Annotated in this window: 14 protein-coding genes; 4 read left to right on the top strand and 10 right to left on the bottom strand. The window is 53.2% G+C overall.

Annotated elements, in window-relative coordinates; all coding sequences use genetic code 11:
* Nucleotides 1-76: 76 nt before the first annotated feature.
* Nucleotides 77-994, top strand: coding sequence for an aldo/keto reductase (locus KP22_RS06090; RefSeq protein WP_039323084.1), 918 nt, complete (start codon nucleotides 77-79; stop codon nucleotides 992-994).
* 412 nt (nucleotides 995-1,406) lie between these two features.
* Nucleotides 1,407-3,470, top strand: a complete 2,064-nt coding sequence (locus KP22_RS06095; protein WP_039323087.1) for a carbon starvation CstA family protein — start codon at nucleotides 1,407-1,409, stop codon at nucleotides 3,468-3,470.
* Nucleotides 3,471-3,643: 173 nt separating this feature from the next.
* Here the strand turns inward: KP22_RS06095 and araD are convergent, their stop codons facing one another.
* Nucleotides 3,644-4,339 carry an L-ribulose-5-phosphate 4-epimerase gene (gene araD / locus KP22_RS06100; RefSeq protein ID WP_039299285.1) on the bottom strand — a complete coding sequence of 232 codons (696 nt, stop codon included), beginning with the start codon at nucleotides 4,337-4,339 and terminating at the stop codon, nucleotides 3,644-3,646.
* A gap of 335 nt (nucleotides 4,340-4,674) precedes the next feature.
* On the opposite strand from araD, the gene osmB reads away from it, so the two are divergent.
* A complete protein-coding gene (osmB, locus tag KP22_RS06105; protein WP_039299282.1) occupies nucleotides 4,675-4,887 on the top strand; it encodes an osmotically-inducible lipoprotein OsmB in 213 nt (70 codons plus the stop codon).
* 50 nt (nucleotides 4,888-4,937) lie between these two features.
* On the opposite strand, the gene yciH is transcribed toward osmB, so the two are convergent.
* The 4 genes from yciH to KP22_RS06125 all read right to left on the bottom strand — a co-directional run bounded on the left by yciH (nucleotide 4,938) and on the right by KP22_RS06125 (nucleotide 7,676).
* Nucleotides 4,938-5,267, bottom strand: coding sequence for a stress response translation initiation inhibitor YciH (yciH, locus tag KP22_RS06110; protein WP_039323090.1), 330 nt, complete (start codon nucleotides 5,265-5,267; stop codon nucleotides 4,938-4,940).
* Entirely contained in the window at nucleotides 5,264-6,007 is a 744-nt protein-coding gene (pyrF, locus tag KP22_RS06115) for an orotidine-5'-phosphate decarboxylase (protein ID WP_039323092.1), read from the bottom strand. The genes yciH and pyrF overlap by 4 nt, the downstream gene beginning before the upstream one ends.
* A gap of 181 nt (nucleotides 6,008-6,188) precedes the next feature.
* On the bottom strand, nucleotides 6,189-7,358 hold the full coding sequence (gene lapB / locus KP22_RS06120) for a lipopolysaccharide assembly protein LapB (protein WP_039299273.1): 1,170 nt from the start codon (nucleotides 7,356-7,358) through the stop codon (nucleotides 6,189-6,191).
* Between the two features lie 12 nt (nucleotides 7,359-7,370).
* Nucleotides 7,371-7,676 carry a LapA family protein gene (locus KP22_RS06125; RefSeq protein ID WP_039299270.1) on the bottom strand — a complete coding sequence of 102 codons (306 nt, stop codon included), beginning with the start codon at nucleotides 7,674-7,676 and terminating at the stop codon, nucleotides 7,371-7,373.
* Between the two features lie 184 nt (nucleotides 7,677-7,860).
* On the opposite strand from KP22_RS06125, the gene KP22_RS06130 reads away from it, so the two are divergent.
* Nucleotides 7,861-8,805, top strand: a complete 945-nt coding sequence (locus tag KP22_RS06130; RefSeq protein WP_039299268.1) for a sugar-binding transcriptional regulator — start codon at nucleotides 7,861-7,863, stop codon at nucleotides 8,803-8,805.
* 86 nt (nucleotides 8,806-8,891) lie between these two features.
* Here the strand turns inward: KP22_RS06130 and KP22_RS06135 are convergent, their stop codons facing one another.
* The 5 genes from KP22_RS06135 to KP22_RS06155 form a co-directional block, all read right to left on the bottom strand.
* On the bottom strand, nucleotides 8,892-9,890 hold the full coding sequence (locus tag KP22_RS06135; protein WP_039323095.1) for a sugar phosphate isomerase/epimerase family protein: 999 nt from the start codon (nucleotides 9,888-9,890) through the stop codon (nucleotides 8,892-8,894).
* A gap of 114 nt (nucleotides 9,891-10,004) precedes the next feature.
* Nucleotides 10,005-11,495, bottom strand: a complete 1,491-nt coding sequence (locus KP22_RS06140) for an FGGY-family carbohydrate kinase (protein WP_039323098.1) — start codon at nucleotides 11,493-11,495, stop codon at nucleotides 10,005-10,007.
* A 2-nt stretch (nucleotides 11,496-11,497) separates the two neighbouring features.
* Nucleotides 11,498-12,442 (bottom strand): transketolase family protein, encoded by a 945-nt coding sequence (locus KP22_RS06145; RefSeq protein ID WP_039299261.1) that lies wholly within the window; start codon nucleotides 12,440-12,442, stop codon nucleotides 11,498-11,500.
* Complete coding sequence (locus tag KP22_RS06150; RefSeq protein ID WP_011093514.1) at nucleotides 12,435-13,265, bottom strand: transketolase; 831 nt, start codon at nucleotides 13,263-13,265, stop codon at nucleotides 12,435-12,437. Before KP22_RS06150 ends, KP22_RS06145 begins: the two co-directional genes overlap by 8 nt.
* Nucleotides 13,266-13,470: 205 nt before the next feature.
* A complete protein-coding gene (locus tag KP22_RS06155) occupies nucleotides 13,471-14,568 on the bottom strand; it encodes an ABC transporter permease (protein WP_039323102.1) in 1,098 nt (365 codons plus the stop codon).
* Between the last annotated feature and the right edge of the window lies 1 nt (nucleotide 14,569).

A 14,569-nucleotide genomic window follows, 5' to 3' on the forward strand; every position in this document is an offset into this window, starting at 1 on the left:
ACGATATAGCGGCGTCTGATCCGCTTTTATAGCCGTCAACGACAGGCGTGCAACTCTACTAACAGGAGTGTTCCCGATGAAGAAAATAACAATCGGCACATCCGCGATACAGGCTTCCAACATTGCGTTGGGCTGCATGCGAATGGCGAAGAAAAGCACGAATGAAGCGGCTGCCATTCTCAATGCGTCCGTTGAGGCTGGCATCGATTTCTTCGATCACGCTGATATCTATGGCTCAGGCTTGTCGGAAGAGATTTTCGCCGCAGGTTTACAGAAGACGTCCATCCGCCGGGAATCGCTTTTTCTGCAATCCAAATGCGGTATCCGTAAGGGCTTTTTTGATTTTTCCAAAGCGCACATCATCGCGTCCGTTGAAGGCAGCCTGCAACGCTTAAAAACAGACTATCTTGATATGCTCCTGCTGCACCGCCCGGATACCTTGTTTGAACCTGACGAAGTCGCTGCCGCATTCGATGCATTGGAAAGCAGTGGGAAAGTTCGCCATTTCGGCGTCAGCAATCAGAACCCGTTGCAGATTGAGCTACTGAAGCAATCCGTACGCCAGCCGCTTATCGCCAACCAGTTACAGTTCAGCATTATGCACACGGGCATGATTGATGCTGGCTTCAACGTGAATATGACAAACCCAGCATCGGTGAACCACGATGGTGCAATTCTGGAATACAGTCGTCTGAATACGATGACGATTCAGGCCTGGTCTCCCTTCCAGTACGGCTTTTTCGACGGCGCTTTTCTCGATAATGAGAAATTCCCCACGCTAAACGCGACGATTGATCTCATCGCCAAGCACCATAACGTCACCAACACTGCGATCGCCACGGCGTGGATCCTGCGTCACCCTGCCACCATGCAGGTCGTTATTGGCAGCATGAGCCCGGAACGTATCCGTGATATCACCGCAGCATCTACGTTGTCGCTCAGCCGCGAAGAATGGTACGAGATTTACCGCGCAGCCGGAAATGTCCTGCCTTAAGCGCATCGGCCCTGCCAGCCACTGAATTATCCCCAGCAGGGCCTCTGATTTACCGCTTCTACATGTTAGCCATTGTTTAGCCTTTAAGTTTCTTTACAGAAATTCACGTTCGCTCACATTTTCTCATCCATTCGCTTCTCTTCGTCAACAAACCCACTATTGTTAAATTGTATTAACACTCGCGCCATATACCTCAAATAATTCGAGTTGCAGGACAAAACGTTGACGTTTTGAACAATGCAAAGCATTGGCCCGCGAGGGCGAGGCTCATTATGAGTCTCGTAACGCGGCAAACGCATGAATCCCCAGGAGCTTACACAAGTAAGTGACTGGGGTGAGTAAGAGAAGCCAACGCACATGCAGCTTGAAGTATTACGGTATACCCTTTCTGAATAACGAAGGAGCCGTTGTTATGAGTAACGTAAAGAGCATTGTGATCTGGCTGCTGGTCGGCCTGGCGGGCGCCTTTTCGTTCGCCACGCTGGCGCTAAGCCGCGGTGAGCACGTCAATGCCGTATGGTTGGTTATCGCCGCGGTATCCTGTTACAGCATCGCCTATCGGTTTTACAGCCTGTTTATCGCCAAAAAAGTGTTTGAGCTAGACGATCGCCGACTGACCCCGGCAGAGCGTCATAACGACGGTCTGGATTACGTTCCTACCAATAAATGGGTGCTGTTCGGCCACCACTTCGCCGCCATTGCTGGTGCCGGTCCGCTGGTTGGGCCGATCCTCGCCGCCCAGATGGGGTTCCTCCCCGGTACGATCTGGATTCTGGTCGGCGTGATGCTGGCGGGTGCCGTGCAGGATTTCCTGGTGCTGTTTATCTCCACGCGTCGGGACGGACGTTCATTGGGTGAAATGGCGAAACAGGAACTGGGCACGTTTGCGGGTATTATCACCATGCTCGGCGCTCTGGGCGTCATGATCATCATTCTTTCGGCGCTGGCGCTGGTGGTCGTTAAGGCACTGGCGGAAAGCCCGTGGGGATTGTTTACCATTGCTGCTACCATCCCTATCGCACTTTTCATGGGCGTTTACATGCGCTTTTTACGTCCGGGTAAAATCGCGGAAGTGTCCATCATCGGCTTTGTGCTGATGATGCTAGCGATTGTCTACGGCGGCAATATCGCCGCACATCCCTACTGGGGGCCGTTCTTCACGCTGAAAGGTACATCGCTTACCTGGGTACTGGTCATCTACGGCTTCGTTGCGTCAGTCCTGCCCGTCTGGCTGCTGCTGGCACCGCGTGATTATCTCTCTACATTCCTGAAAATCGGGGTCATTATCGGGTTAGCCTTCGGTATCGTGTTCGCGATGCCTGAAATGAAAATGCCCGCTGTTTCTCGTTTTATTGACGGCAGCGGACCCGTCTTCTCAGGCTCGCTGTTCCCCTTCCTGTTCATTACCATCGCCTGCGGCGCGATTTCCGGCTTCCACGCCCTTGTTTCCAGTGGCACCACGCCGAAGCTGGTTGAACGCGAGAGCCATATCCGCTTCATCGGCTATGGTGCAATGCTGATGGAATCCTTCGTGGCCATCATGGCGCTGATTTGTGCCTCGGTTATCGAACCGGGTATCTACTTCGCCATGAACTCACCCGCTGCACTAATCGGTAGCACGGTTGAAAGTGCCTCACTGGCCATTAATAGCTGGGGGTTTGTGATTACCCCGCAGGAATTGAGCGCCATTGCCAATGACGTCGGCGAAGCCTCTATTCTTTCGCGCGCCGGTGGTGCGCCGACCTTCGCGGTGGGCATGGCCTATATCATCACGGAAATCTTTAACAGCCGGGCGATGATGGCATTTTGGTATCACTTCGCGATCCTGTTTGAAGCCCTATTCATTCTGACCGCCGTTGACGCCGGAACACGCGCCTGTCGCTTCATGGTGCAGGATTTGGTCGGTATTGCGATTCCAAGATTAGCTAACAGCCATTCCTGGATGGGGAACCTGGCCGGTACGACCGTTGCTGTAGCCGGTTGGGGGTTCTTCGTGTATCAAGGCGTGATCGACCCGTTGGGCGGTATCAACACGCTATGGCCGCTGTTCGGTATCGGTAACCAGATGCTGGCCTCGATGGCGCTGATTCTCGGCACCGTGGTGTTGTTTAAGATGAAGAAACAGCGCTATGCGTGGGTGACTATCGTCCCTACCGTATGGCTGTTTATTACATCGATGACGGCGGGTTGGCAGAAAATCTTCCATGAGAAACCGAGCATCGGCTTTCTGGCTCAGGCAAAACGCTTCGCGGCGGGTATTGAACAGAACACGCTGATCGCACCAGCAAAATCGATTAAAGACATGGAAACCATCGTCTTCAGTAACCAAATTAACGCCGCACTGTGCGGGTTCTTCATGCTGGTGGCAGTGACAATGCTGGTTTCCGCATTCTTCGTCATTCGTCGTGCACTCAACAGCAATGTCCCAACGGCAAGAGAGACGCCGATTGTCTTACGGGACGGCGCTCAGCCTTAAACGTCATCGGCATATATTCTTCAATCCCTCCCGCGTGGAGGGATTTTTTTAATCAAAGATAACGTTTTAGGGGATTAGAGTTGAATTCGTGCAGTTTAGGCGCGACGACATGTGACTCAAACGACGCAACGGCGTTGCGTCGTTGAGGTAAACCGAAGAGGAACTACTGAAGTTTACTGCCCGTAATACGCGTTTTTACCGTGTTTGCGTAAATAGTGTTTATCCAACAGTGTTTGCTGCATCTCACCCAGCTGAGGTGTTAGCTGGCGCGAGAAAATTCCCATGTAGGCAAGCTCTTCCAGAACCACAGCATTGTGCACAGCGTTATCGGCATCTTTGCCCCACGCAAAGGGGCCATGCGAATTAACCAATACAGCAGGGATATCCACCGGAGAAATGCCGCGCTGGCGGAAAGTTTCGACGATCACCGTTCCCGTATCCCATTCATAGCGGCCATTTATTTCTTCATCCGTCATCAGGCGAGTACAGGGAATGGCGCCATAAAAATAGTCCGCATGCGTCGTACCCCAGGCGGGGATGTCTTTACCGGCCTGCGCCCAAATCGTGGCATGGCGAGAATGGGTATGCACAATACCGCCAATATCAGCAAACTCCAGATATAACACACGGTGAGTATCGGTATCTGACGACGGCTTCTTCGTCCCCTCGATTACTTTTCCACTTTCCAGCTCGACGACAACCATATCCTCCAGCGTCATGGCCGAATACTCCACGCCGGAAGGTTTGATCACCATCAGGCCGCGCTGCCGATCTACCGCACTGACATTTCCCCAAGTGAACGTCACCAGATGGTGCTGCGGCAAGGCCAGATTGGCTTCCAACACCTGTTTTTTTAGCGTTTCTAACATAATCAGTCTCCCATCGGCGCGATGACACCATTCTCGCGGCCTGATGGGTTCGTCGCTATGGGCTAAATCGCTAAAGACCTAGCGGTGTTCTGCTATGGGAAAAAGAAAGAGACACCCCACAGAATTGGACAAAAAACAGCCAGCTTTATCAATTATTGCTATCGTTAACATAACGCTGGGGAATTAAGAGTTTTTACCTGTTGCAGTTTTTTCCGATGATTATACTTGTCACCAAGCAGTAAAAGGTCAGTTCCTTTATTTAATACCGTAAAAAGTACGTTGTTCGATATTTTCCTCACAAGAAACGTGAGACTAAGAGCAGAAAGGGGAAGAAAATGAAATTAAACAAACGCGTTGCAACGGCCGCTCTGGCAATTACGCTTGCTGTTACGCTTGCGGGCTGTTCAAACATGTCAAAACGTGACCGCAATACTGCCATTGGTGCTGGTGCGGGGGCGGTAGGTGGAGCTATCTTGACGGATGGTGGAACATTAGGAACATTGGGCGGTGCCGCGATTGGTGGGCTGATTGGCCGTCAGGTCGATTAATAACGAATTTATAGCAGCAGGTTCACGGGAGTAAACCTGCTGCTTTATACTTAGCCACCAGCCAGCCTAACCTTCATGCCTTTCGCTTCCAGAAGCTGTTTTAGCAGGTCGCGCTTGTCTCCCTGAATTTCGATTACGCCTTCTTTCACCGATCCGCCGCAGCCGCATTTTTTCTTCAATTCCGCAGCCAGCTTATTCAACTCAACATCGTCAAGATCGAGACCGCTAATCAGGCATACGCCCTTCCCTTTGCGTCCACTCGTCTGACGCTGGATGCGCACGATACCATCGCCCTTCGGTCGAACGATTTTTTCGTCTTCCGGCGTAATTCGCCCGGTTTCTGTAGAGTAAACCAGTTGACTGTTCTTATCATGATTCATGATGCAGAACCATTTAACAGCGACGCGCGAATATCACGCAGCGTCTGAGCCGGATCGGACGATTGGGTGATCGGACGCCCAATCACCATGTAATCCACACCCGCCTGCTGTGCCTGAATCGGCGTCATAATACGGCGCTGATCGCCAACGTCACTGCCTGCGGGGCGAATACCCGGCGTGATCAGCTTAAATACCTGCCCACATACCTGCTTCAACCGTTGCGCTTCATGTGCGGAACACACCACGCCATCCAGCCCGCTATTATGGGTTAGCACAGCCAGTCTTTCCGCATGCTCCGCTGGGCTAACGGTAATGCCAAGCCCACGTAGATCGTCTTCGTCCATGCTGGTTAGCACAGTTACGGCAATCAGCAACGGTGCACCTTTACCAAACGGCACCAGCGCTTCTTTCGCCGCAGCCATCATGCGTGAACCGCCACTGGCATGGACATTGACCATCCACACGCCAAGATCGGCGGCTGCCGCTACGGCATGTGCAACGGTGTTGGGGATATCGTGGAATTTCAGATCGAGAAACACATCAAAACCGCGCTGTTGTAACGTCTGCACGAACTGGGGGCCAAATAAAGTAAACATCTCTTTGCCAACCTTCAATCGGCAATCCTGCGGATCGATACGGTCAACAAACGCCAGTGCGGCATCCTGACTGGCGTAGTCCAACGCGACCACAATTGAGGATGATACCGTTTGATTTTTTTGCTGTAGATTCTCGTTTTTCATTCGTCACCCAGTTTCTTGCGAAGCCAAAATTCCCGCCGCATTCTACATCCCTCGCCCCCGAAATCCCAGCTACCTGAAGACCAATACGATTAATGAAGCTGCTGAAATGGAAATCACACCCAATCTTTAGTATGTTGTAACTAAATTAGATTAAAGAATAACGACGAGATGCCGCGTGAAGCTACTGCCCGTCTAATCCACGGATCGGCTTCACGCTAGCCCAGGTACGACAGGAAGGACATTGCCAATAGAGTGATTGCGAAGTGAAGCCACATTTACGGCAGTTGTAGCGCGGTTTGGTACGAATCTGTTCACCCACCATATCACGCAGTACCAAAAGGCTCTCTTTTGCACGACCGTCCTCCGCTTCATGCAGGTGAAAATCCATGAGGCGATGGAATACGCGCATCGTAGGGTGGCGTTGAAGCTGACGATTAATGTAGACCTGAGCAACCTCAGCCCCCTCTTCTCTTTCGAGAATATCAGCCAGCATCAGTTCTGCCATCGCACCGGTATTTTCCTCAACACAGCGCTTGAGGAAATTCGCCCAATCCAGCGGCTTATCTAAATACTGATAGCACTCTTGCAGCATCGGCAGCATTTCACTGACCAGTTCTTTATCCTGATCGAGAACCTGCCGCAGGGCTTCCACCGCGCGCGAATAATCCTGCTGCGCCATGTAGATGCGCCCCATCATGATGGATGCACGAGCGCACTGGTTATCCGCCGCGGCCCCTTTCTTTAGAAGCGCTAACGCTTTATCCAGATCGTCACTGCCCATTGCCAGTAGCGCCAACTCGCAATAAAAATGCGCAATTTCCACACGAAGCTGATCTTTTCCCATTTTGACCAGTTTTTCCGCAACATCAATTGCCGCCAGCCAGTCGCTGGTTGCCTGATGGATCTGCAATAGCTGCTGCAAAGCACTCCGACGAAAATCTTCTTCGTCCACCAGTTGCTTAAAAATCTCTTCGGCACGGTCATACAGCCCAGCAGCCATGTAGTCACGACCCAGTTGCTGCACCGCTAGCAGGCGTTGTTCAAAGGTTAACGATGCGCTTTCGGTCAGCGCCTGATGGATGCGAATCGCCCGGTCAACTTCGCCACGCGAGCGAAACAGATTACCGAGCGTAAGGTGGGCTTCAAAGGTATTGCTGTCATCCTTGAGCATGTCGAGGAATAGCTCCACCGCCTTATCCTGCTGGTTAGACAACAGAAAGTTAACCCCGGTGACATACTCACGGGACAGGCGGTTGGACTCCTGCTCTTTGTCCTGCTGAGCACTTCTGCGCCCCATGTACCAGCCGTACGCGGCGGCCACGGGCAGCAACAGAAACAGCAGTTCTAACATAGAGAGAATTCCTTAGTGGGTGACCGTCTGCACTGGCGCCACATTCTCCTCAGATGAGGTAGAAAGCTGTTGTTCCAGACGCTTGATTTTACGTTGTGCACGGCCAAGCGCAATGCGCTGACGCAGATAAAACAGACCACAGATAACCCAGCCAAGGACAAAGCCCAAGGCAAACAACGTGGCGAGCAGCGTGGAGATACGATAATCCCCCTGAGCCAGCAGGTAGTTAAATGTCACAACCTGATCGTTGTGCGCACCCAGTGTGACAGAAATGATGAATATCGCCAGCACGAGTAAAAAAATCAGCAAATATTTCACATTGTCCTTCCTGTGATATCCAATAAGCGGATGAATTATGCCAAATTTTGGCGATAAACCCCATTAAATTACCATGTCCGGCGGGGACAGGGAAATCAAGAAACATACTCCACTGCCGTCTGCGCTTGTTATTTATTCTGTGCTGAATAAAAATGACAACAGCATGCCAGCAAGGGGAAAAGTCATGTCAAAGCAGGACGAACAGCGATTATTAGTCAAGATCGCTACGCTCTATTATAGCGAAGGGATGAAACAAGCAGAAATTGCCGCGTCACTTCATTTGTCACAGTCTTTTGTCTCGCGCGCGATCGCTCGCAGTGTTAAAGAAGGTGTGGTCAAAATCAGCGTAATTCAACCCCCGAACATGTTTATGCGGCTGGAGTCCGCCATCCAGAAACGCTACGGCATCGATCAGGCTATCGTTGTGGATGTCGCCGACAACGCCACGCTGACGCAAATTAAGCAGGCGATTGGCTCTGCCGCCGCGCACTATGTCCAAACCAGTATCCGCTCTGACGATCTGGTCGGTATTTCATCCTGGAGCAGCACGTTACGGGCGATGGTGGACAGTCTGCACCCACAAAGTGTGAAAGCACAGGGCGTGATCCAACTGTTGGGCGGCGTGGGGCCAAACGGCAATGTACAGGCGACAATCCTGACACAAACGCTGGCCAACCAATTAAGTTGTCCGGCCTATCTCTTACCCGCACAGAGTATTGAGCGTTCGGTGGAAGATCGCGCCCGTTTGGTGACCAGCGATGAGGTTTCCAGCGTAGTCGACAAATTCAGCGAAGTGAGTCTGGCACTTGTGGGCATCGGCGTACTGGAACCGTCACAATTGCTGAAAAACTCCGGTAATTATTATCAAGAAGCGATGCTGCAACAGTTGGCGGAACGCGGTGCCGTGGGTGATTTGTGCTTGCATTATTACAATGCGAAAGGCGAGCCAGTATTGCAAGATGATGAGGATCCGGTAATTGGCATGGCGCTGCAACAGTTGCGACAGTGTCCACGTGTGGTGGCGTTGGCGGGCGGTGTCGAAAAAAGCGCAGCGATTCGCGGCGCATTAGTCGGCCACTATATTGATGTCTTGATTACCGATCAATTAACCGCTGAGACGTTGATCTAACGTACTCAGCCCTCGTGGTGAGCAATAAGAGTAACGTCAGGCGCGGAATGCTTCTCCTGCTCCGTGCCTGACGAATCGTGGCGTGATTACTCGTTAACGTTAATGGATGACAGCAGCGCGTCCTGCACAATCCGCTGCGCCTGTAACGGGTTTTGCGCTTCCTGCGCCGCCTGAAGTGCTGGGATATCCAGTTTGTCCAGCGCACGATAGATGTGCTTCAGGAAACGGATGGACAGTTGCGCCGCTTCAACATGGTTCTCACGGAATGGGAACTGATCGAGCTGCCAGACGCCCTGCCAGTTGTTGATTTTCAGCACGTAGAAGAATTCGAAGATCTCGGTCATGTGCACCGTGCCAACGACCAAATCGTCATCCCAACCGCGCAGGTTGTCGTTCACATCCATGCCGAACAGCCGACCGCGATCGATAATCAACTGGGCAGAATCGGCCGGTGATTCTCCGCCATACAGCGCATGCCCGAAGTCCAGCAGCACGCCGACATTATCCAGTCCGATGTCTTCAATACCCAGCAGCGTTCTCGCAGCGGAATCCCAGGTCATTTTTACACGCGGTTCACGCGGTTTGTATTCGATGGCGAATTTCACATCGGGGTTAGCCCCTGCCAGATCGCGCATGCCGTCAACAGCAAGCTTCCACAGATTTTTATGGCTGACCTGAAACGGATAATCCCAGCCATCTTGCCCCGGCCAGACTTTGACATAATTCGCACCTAATTCACGCACAATGCCAGCAGATTCGTGCATCAGTTCAAACGCCGCAGCACGAGCCGCCGGATCGGGGTTGGTGAAGGCGCCACGCGACCACTTTTGCAGGTAAATTTCCGGCGTGATGCCAATCGCTTTCAACCCTGCATCCTTCAGTGCATCTTTCACTTCGCTTAGCGTGACGCCCGGCGTGAAGGGATAAGGCAGATCGACATACGATAGCTCGCCGACCTCTTTCGCCGCGTTGATCTGATCGATCGTGCTCAATGCCGGGCCGTAGCCGTCCACCGCGTAGCGGTCGATATAATTCGCAAAATGCCACAAACCGGCACCAAATTCAGGGTAGTTATACGTTGCCATAATAAAGTCACCTCATTGATTTATAGAGTATTGAGCTGCTTATCTTTCTTGCGCATCGGATAGGTTCTTACTGCTAACATTTCCTACGGTTAAAAACTTCTTACCTTAAAATAATTACGATGCAGGTCGCAGGCGTGCACGCGCCACCGCCGTGCGCCACTGTTGATAGCTCTCAAGAATGGCCTGATTTATCGCCGACGGTTCGATGACTTCCACCTCTCTCGGCAGTGCGGCGATCTGTTCGTTGTGCTCCCACCATCCCAGCATTTTTCCGCCCAGATAAGCCGCTCCCAGCGCCGACACTTCCGCGTTGTGATTGCGAATCAAAGGACGTTGTAATAAATCGGCCTGAAACTGCATCAGCCAGCGGTTTTGCGTCGCACCGCCGTCAACACGCAGAGCGGGTAAAGCGACGTGCGAGGCCTGCTCCATAGCGAAAAAAACGTCAGCGATTTGATACGCAATCGCTTCAAGCCCGGCACGAGCGATAATGGCGGGTGTGGTGGCGTCGCATAAACCGCACAGCAGGCCGCGCGCTTGTACGTCCCAATAGGGCGCGCCAAGCCCGGATAAGGCAGGAACAAAGAAGACGCCCTGATTCGATTCGGCGCTGAGCGCCAGTTCGGTCAGTTGCGTAACGGAAGGAATGCCCAGCATCTGACCAATCCAGGCAAATCCCGAGCCGGTATGGGTGATATTGCCTTCCAATGCGTAGCGCAGTTCACCATCGTGCCAGGCAATTGTGGTGCTGAGCCCAGCGGCGTGAAGATGCGGCGTGTTGATGGTGGTCATCAGCGATGAACCGGTGCCATATGTTGCCTTGATTTCACCACTTTGGGTGATGCCCTGACCGTACAGCGCAGCATGGGAATCCCCAATCAGCGCTACAATCGGTACACCAACAGCAAGCCCGCTGATACCCGTCACGCCGGTGTGACCGTGTAACGCCGAGGAAGGCGTGACGGCAGGCAGACAAACGCTGGGGATACCGAACAGCGCCAGCAGATCCTCATCCCAACAGCCGCGGTGAATATTGAACAACTGGGTTCTCGCCGCGTTGGAATAGTCGGTGGAGAACGCCTGCCCGCCGCTAAATTGCCAGTTAAGCCAGCAGTCCACCGTTCCGATGCACAGCTCTCCTTGCGTCGCACGAGCAACACCGTTTGGTAATTCCGCCAGCATGGCATGAAGTTTGGCAGCAGGAAAAAGCGGATCGACCTGGAGCCCAGTACGAGATTCGATCAGACGTGCCTCAGCGCTTCCCTGCAATGCCTGACAGAATTTCTCCGCACGGCGATCCTGCCAACTGACCAATGGCGTCAGCGCTTTTCCTGTTTGCCTTTCCCAAATCAATACCGACTCACGCTGATTGCTAATGGCGACACCCACCACCTGAGCACGGTGTAATGACGACAAGCAAGCCTCTGCCGCCTGACAAACCGCACGCCAGATCGCCATTGCATCCTGTTCGGCTCTGCCGGGCTGTGGGTGTGCCACCTGCAAAGCAACGGCCGCTTTAGCCAGAATCCGCCCCCGCTCATCGACGGCAATCGCCTTGGCGTTCGTCGTCCCTTCATCGATTGCCAAAATAACCGGCGTATACATCATCAGCCTCCCGGACAAAGACGCAGTGCCGCATTGACAATACCCGTCGCGTCCAGCCCGTGATGCGCCCGCATCGCGCTCCGATCGGCGGCAATCGCGTATTGGCCATCAGGAATCCCCAACCGTACCAGAGGAATTCCACTGCCCGCTTCCGCCAGCACTTCCGCAACCAGACTGCCCGCACCGCCGTTGACGTTATGTTCCTCGATGGTAATAACTCGAGGTGTTTCACTCAGGATTTCAAGCAATTGCTGAGTATTACACGGCCGGATAGAGGAGAGATTGACCACCGTAGCGGAGAGTCCTTTTTCTGCTAATAATTCAGCAGCCGTCACAATTTCATGTACGGTTGACCCCAATCCGACCAGCGTGATATCACGACCTTTACGCAGTACATCGATCTGTCCCGGCACAAAGCGATAGTGCTCATCATGCAAGGCAGGCAGTGGTTTTCCATCGAGGCGAATATAGACAGGCCCCTGATGTGCAAACGCATAATCGATAATCTGACGACACTCTTCCGGGCTGGATGGCGCATAGATCTCAATATTGCCAAACCCTCTCAGCACCGCGATGTCATCGATACTGTGGTGCGTGCTGGCGAGTGGGCCGTAGCTACAGCCCGCATTAAGCCCAAACAGCTTAACGTTGCTGTTGTTGTAGCAGACGTCGACTTTGAGCTGTTCGTTAGCACGGGAGATCAGAAACGGTGCCGCGTTGCAGGTCACTGCAATCTTCCCGCCGATGGACAGCCCTACCGCCGTTCCCACCATGGTTTGTTCTGCAATCCCCACGTTGACGATGCGGTCGGGAAAACGCTGTATGAACGGTGAAATCTTCGCCGTGGAGGACGAATCCGCTAACACCGGAACAACATCAATCCCCTGTTCGACGGCCTTGATGAACTGCTCGACCATCACGCTTGCCAGATGCTCTGCGCTACTCATCTTTTAGTTCCTCCAACGCTAATGCAATTTCTTCGCCTTTCGGCACCCGGTGGTGCCATTCAGCTCGCCCCTGAATAAACGATACGCCCGCGCCTTTCTCCGTATTCGCAATCACCACATTCGGCTTGCCGTTGCGAGGCAGATTCTCCAGCGTGTCCACCACCGAGCGCATATCATTACCCGCGCACTCCGTCACCTGTAGGCCAAATGCCTGCCACTTTTCCGCCAGCGGATCCGTGTTCATGATGGAGCAGGTCGTTCCCGCGAGTTGCAGCTTGTTCTTGTCATTGATGATGATCAGGTTATCCAACTGGTAATGCGCCGCCGCCAGCGCCGCTTCCCAGTTACTGCCTTCCGCTAGCTCGCCATCGCCCGTCAGGACAAACACCCGACGCGGGCTGTTATCGCGCTTGGCAGCCAAGGCAATGCCTACAGCAACCGGCAATCCGTGTCCCAACGCCCCCGTGTTCAGCTCAATCCCCGGCGTCTTGTGCTTGACCGGATGCCCCGGCAAATGCGAATCCGGGTGCTGATAGGTTGCCAACCACGATTCCGGGAAATAGCCCGCCTCTGCCAGACAGCAGTAATAACCGCCAACCGCATGACCTTTTGACTGGATGTAAATGTCGCGCTGCGGATCCTGAAGACGATCCGGCGCACAGTTCAGAATGCGAAAATACAGCGCCGTCAGAATCTCAACCTGCGACAGATCTGCGCCCGTATGCCCACCAGCCGGACTATTGGCATTCAGATGAATAATGCGGCGACGAATGGCGCGGGCTTTGTGCGTCAGCGCCTCCACCGACAATGAGTACGGATTCATACCTCACCTCACTTGAATTTTTACTCAAAAACGAATATTTATTCATATCAAGTCAAAAAAAATTGCGCTTAAATCGGGCCTCGGTATGTCTACCGACATCGCTCCTGCCACAACCCAACGCCCCGTGCTATCTGCTCTTAAATACACCCACTCTTAAATACATTTACGCTTAAATGCTATCGACACTTAATGCACCAGCGCCTGATTAAGCGCCTTCCGCCGCGGCCTTCTGTGACACAATTGCGGCCTTGTGCTGCATACGGTTTTGCATCTGGTCGATAATGACCGCCACAATAATGACGATGCCTTTGATCACCATCTGCCAGAATTCACTCACGCCCATCATCACCAGCCCATCGGCAAGGATCCCGATGACAAATGCGCCAATCAGCGTACCCAAAATCGTCCCGCGTCCGCCAGCCAATGAGGTTCCGCCGAGAACCACAGCAGCAATCGCGTTCATTTCAAAAGCGGTGCCCGTCGCCGGATGGCTGGCGACCAGTTGAGAGGACACCACGATGCCCGCGATAGCTGCGCAGAAACCGGAAATGGTGTAGACCCAGACTTTAACCTGACGAACCTTGACGCCAGAAAGCTCCGCAGCACGTTCATTGTCACCAATCGCATAGACATGGCGACCAAACGGCAGGCGACGCGCCACATAGGCAATCACCACGGCCAGCACCAGCATCAGCCAGATGGCCAGCGGTAATCCCAGGATTGTGGCAGAACCAATCAGCTCAAAACCGGTATTGCCCAACTGCGGGTTACCGCCCAAGCCGGGGAATGTTTCCCCGCCGGAAATCAGCATCGATGCACCACGCACGATGTACATCGTTCCGAGCGTGCAGATAAAGGGCGCAACGTTATACCGCGTGATGATCCAGCCGTTGATGGCACCGATGAGCGCACCAATCAGCAGCACGACAGGTACGATGACCCATACGCTGGGGAAAATCGCGATACCGAACAGGGGCAGCACTATGCCCTGAGTAATCATGTAGCCCGCCACCATGCCGCACAGCCCCAGCGTGGCCCCAATTGACAGGTCAATCCCGGCGGTAATGATCACAAACGTGATCCCTAATGCCAGAAACGCGTTGATGGCAATGTGCTTCACCATGATGATCAGGCTGCCCGTCGCCAAAAATCCGGGCACCGTGAAGGCAAAGAACCCCAAAATCAGGAACAGCGCGATAAACGTACGTAGCCTGAGAATCAACAGCAGAATGCTTTCTCGTGAGCGTACAAACTTACCCGGTGATAGCGCGCCCGACGCTGCCGGAAGGTGAGTCGTTTTCATG

The organism is Pectobacterium betavasculorum, assembly GCF_000749845.1.
GTDB classification, from domain to species: Bacteria; Pseudomonadota; Gammaproteobacteria; order Enterobacterales; family Enterobacteriaceae; genus Pectobacterium; species Pectobacterium betavasculorum.

Coding starts and splice junctions, on each gene's coding strand:
- KP22_RS06090 (WP_039323084.1), top strand. CDS start 77: ATGAAGAAAATAACAATCGGCACATCCGCGATACAGGCTTCCAACATT.
- KP22_RS06095 (WP_039323087.1), top strand. CDS start 1,407: ATGAGTAACGTAAAGAGCATTGTGATCTGGCTGCTGGTCGGCCTGGCG.
- araD (WP_039299285.1), bottom strand. CDS start 4,339: ATGTTAGAAACGCTAAAAAAACAGGTGTTGGAAGCCAATCTGGCCTTG.
- osmB (WP_039299282.1), top strand. CDS start 4,675: ATGAAATTAAACAAACGCGTTGCAACGGCCGCTCTGGCAATTACGCTT.
- yciH (WP_039323090.1), bottom strand. CDS start 5,267: ATGAATCATGATAAGAACAGTCAACTGGTTTACTCTACAGAAACCGGG.
- pyrF (WP_039323092.1), bottom strand. CDS start 6,007: ATGAAAAACGAGAATCTACAGCAAAAAAATCAAACGGTATCATCCTCA.
- lapB (WP_039299273.1), bottom strand. CDS start 7,358: ATGTTAGAACTGCTGTTTCTGTTGCTGCCCGTGGCCGCCGCGTACGGC.
- KP22_RS06130 (WP_039299268.1), top strand. CDS start 7,861: ATGTCAAAGCAGGACGAACAGCGATTATTAGTCAAGATCGCTACGCTC.
- KP22_RS06135 (WP_039323095.1), bottom strand. CDS start 9,890: ATGGCAACGTATAACTACCCTGAATTTGGTGCCGGTTTGTGGCATTTT.
- KP22_RS06140 (WP_039323098.1), bottom strand. CDS start 11,495: ATGTATACGCCGGTTATTTTGGCAATCGATGAAGGGACGACGAACGCC.
- KP22_RS06145 (WP_039299261.1), bottom strand. CDS start 12,442: ATGAGTAGCGCAGAGCATCTGGCAAGCGTGATGGTCGAGCAGTTCATC.
- KP22_RS06150 (WP_011093514.1), bottom strand. CDS start 13,265: ATGAATCCGTACTCATTGTCGGTGGAGGCGCTGACGCACAAAGCCCGC.
- KP22_RS06155 (WP_039323102.1), bottom strand. CDS start 14,568: ATGAAAACGACTCACCTTCCGGCAGCGTCGGGCGCGCTATCACCGGGT.